The sequence below is a fragment of the Exiguobacterium sp. 8A genome (assembly GCF_902506275.1).
Classification (GTDB): domain Bacteria; phylum Bacillota; class Bacilli; order Exiguobacteriales; family Exiguobacteriaceae; genus Exiguobacterium; species Exiguobacterium profundum.
In genome coordinates, this window is record NZ_LR733691.1 from 1 (window position 1) to 2,628 (window position 2,628).

Below are 2,628 nucleotides of genomic sequence, written 5' to 3' on the forward strand. Positions count from 1 at the left end.
ATCTCCATCCGCGCCGACGGCGTCGGCCCACGCGCCGACCGTCGCTCCCCTTGGCGACGGGGTACCTCCGGATCCCGCCGACGGCCGCAGCGCTGCTGCTGCGCCCTCTGAGGGTGGAGGAAACGGCCCACAGAACAGTGAGAGCGTCACGATTCCTGTCGCGATCAACAGTGTCGACGTTGGGGGCGGCGCTTTCTACCCGATTGTCACAGGTACTGCCTCGCCGGGGGTAATGGTCCGTTTGTCCGGACAGTCAGGGGTACTAGCATCCGTCGTTGCTGATGCGCAGGGGCGTTGGCGCTCCGGAAGTCTTGCGGTCCCTGCCGGGACTTCCCAGATCACCGCCACCGCCAATGGCACGACTGCGGTCACGAGCCTGACTCTTCGCCAACCAATCGTGTCGACCTCGTTTCGCGGAACCACGATCAGCGTCGGGGTCTCCGGATCCGCCCAGACTGTCTACGTCGCGACCTACGACAACGTACGGATCGGTCGTGCGGCTGCAGCCGCCAACGGCGCCGCGACGATCACGGGAAGCGTTGACATGACGCGCGGTACGCACAGCGTGGTCGTCCGTGCCGACAACGGGACGCGAGTCGGCCCGAGCACGATCGTCACCGTCGCGCTGTAACCCCGTCGCACCCCCACCCGGACCTGCCCACGCGGAGCGCGACATCTTTTTTGAGAACCCGCGTCATAGCTGCGCCATCACGGCGTCCCAGTCCTGATGGCGCTCCGTCATCGTACGGGTCACAGTTCAGTCACAGGTACCGCGTAAAGCGGATAGTCTGGGCTAGTGTCCACCTGGGGTTCTCTGCTGATTCCCAGGGCAATGACCATGACGACCTTGATCCATCGCCTCTTCGGCGGGGCGCGATGGAAGGTCGATGAGCTGATCGGTGACTCATGCGTAATCCGCACCCCCGTTTGATTGTTGACACGCAGCGGAGGCGATACCGTCTGGGCGCATTGGCTGCGCTCTTCGCGCTGGTCCTCGCGATGCTCACGACGATCGGATCCGGTGTGACGAGCCAGGTGGCCCGCGCAGCGGACGCGGTCTGCCTCCCTGGGAACATCACCGTCAACACGTTCAACGGTGCGCAGTCGGTGTTGAACAGGTACTCGTCGACAGGAACGCTCCAGGCGAGCTCACCACTCGTGCAGTCGTATGGAGACATCGGCTTCTCGAGCGACGGCCTCACTCTCTACGGAATCTCCGGGAGCACGCTGTACACACTTAACCCCAACACGGGGGCAGAAACCGCCTCGGTGAACATCTCCGGCCCGCAGCCGACCACGGGCGTAAACAACGCTCTGAGCTCGCTGCCGGACGGGTCGATGCTGTACGCCTCGGGGGGCAGTCCGACCATCTACCGACTGAACCCGACGACCGGGGTTTCATCGCTGTATCCGGCTTCCCTGCCGACTGGGTACAACTCCGCGGGTGACTTCCTCTCCCTCGCTGACGGTGACATCCTCGCCGTGACGGGCAACCCGAACGGTCAGAACGCGTTGGTGCGTATCCACCCGGATAACACCACGACGGTCGTGGGCACCGTTCCCAATTCGTTCGGTGCGGCCCAGAGTGGTGGCAAGATTTACCTTGCTGGATCCACTGGGAATTTCTACGAGGTGGCCTCGATACCGACCGCTGCGTCGAACGCGACCATCCCGACCAAGACGCTGGCGTCGACGGGTCTCCCGTTCGGTGGTGCGACGTCGCAGCAGGACAGTGGGCTGTGCTCGGACCTGCAGGTGACGAAGACTGCTGATCCTGCATCCGGGACGGCACTGCGTGCAGGGCAGACGGTGAACTACACGATCACCTTGTCGAATGCGAACGGTACTGCTCCGGCACAGGTCGACCAGACTGATGCGCTCTCTGCTGTTCTGGATGACGCGACGATCACCACGCAGCCCACTGTGTCCTCCGGTACGCGCCTGACCGTCAGCGCTGTCTCATCCGGCAGCTTCCGGGTCTCCGGAATCATTCCCGCCGGCGGACAGACGGTAGTCACCTATGCGGTCCGCGTGAATAGCCCAGACACGGGCGATCACGTGCTGTCGAACTACGCGATCCCGACCGGCACGGCCACGCCGACGAGCTGCGCGACAACGAACACTGCCTGCACCACGCATCCGGTGGCGGACATTACCGTTACGAAAACCGCTGACCCCTCCGCGCCGTCGGCCTACCGGGTTGGACAGGTCGTGAGCTACTCGTTCAAGGCCACGAACACCGGTGCAACGACGCTTTCGAATGTGAACATCAACGAAACCGCCTTCACCGGTTCCGGGCAGATGAGCGCGGTCTCTCCGTCTTCCGTTGCATCGCTTGCTGCGGGCGCGTCCAGCACGTTCACCGCCTCGTACACACTGACGCAGGCTGACGTGGACCGCGGGACGACCTCGAACACGGCGACCGCGACCGGCACACCGCCCGGTGGTACGCCGTTGACGTCGACTCCGTCCACAGTGACGGTCCCCGCGAACGCTGCTCCGGCATTGACGGTGACGAAGTCTGCCAGTCCGTCGGCGGCTTCGGCGTACACGGTTGGTCAGGAAATCACGTACTCGTTCGTTGTCAACAACACCGGCAACGTGACCCTCTCGGACGTGTCGGTGAAC

2 protein-coding genes are annotated in these 2,628 nt (G+C 63.9%); both read left to right on the plus strand.

Annotated features, from left to right (window positions below; translation table 11 throughout):
* Positions 1 to 631 (plus strand): hypothetical protein (locus GVY42_RS16640; protein WP_236550116.1); only part of this gene is annotated, 631 nt, incomplete at its 5' end.
* A gap of 275 nt (positions 632 to 906) precedes the next feature.
* On the plus strand, positions 907 to 2,628 hold a 1,722-nt coding region (locus GVY42_RS16235), incomplete at its 3' end, for a DUF11 domain-containing protein (RefSeq protein ID WP_159565739.1).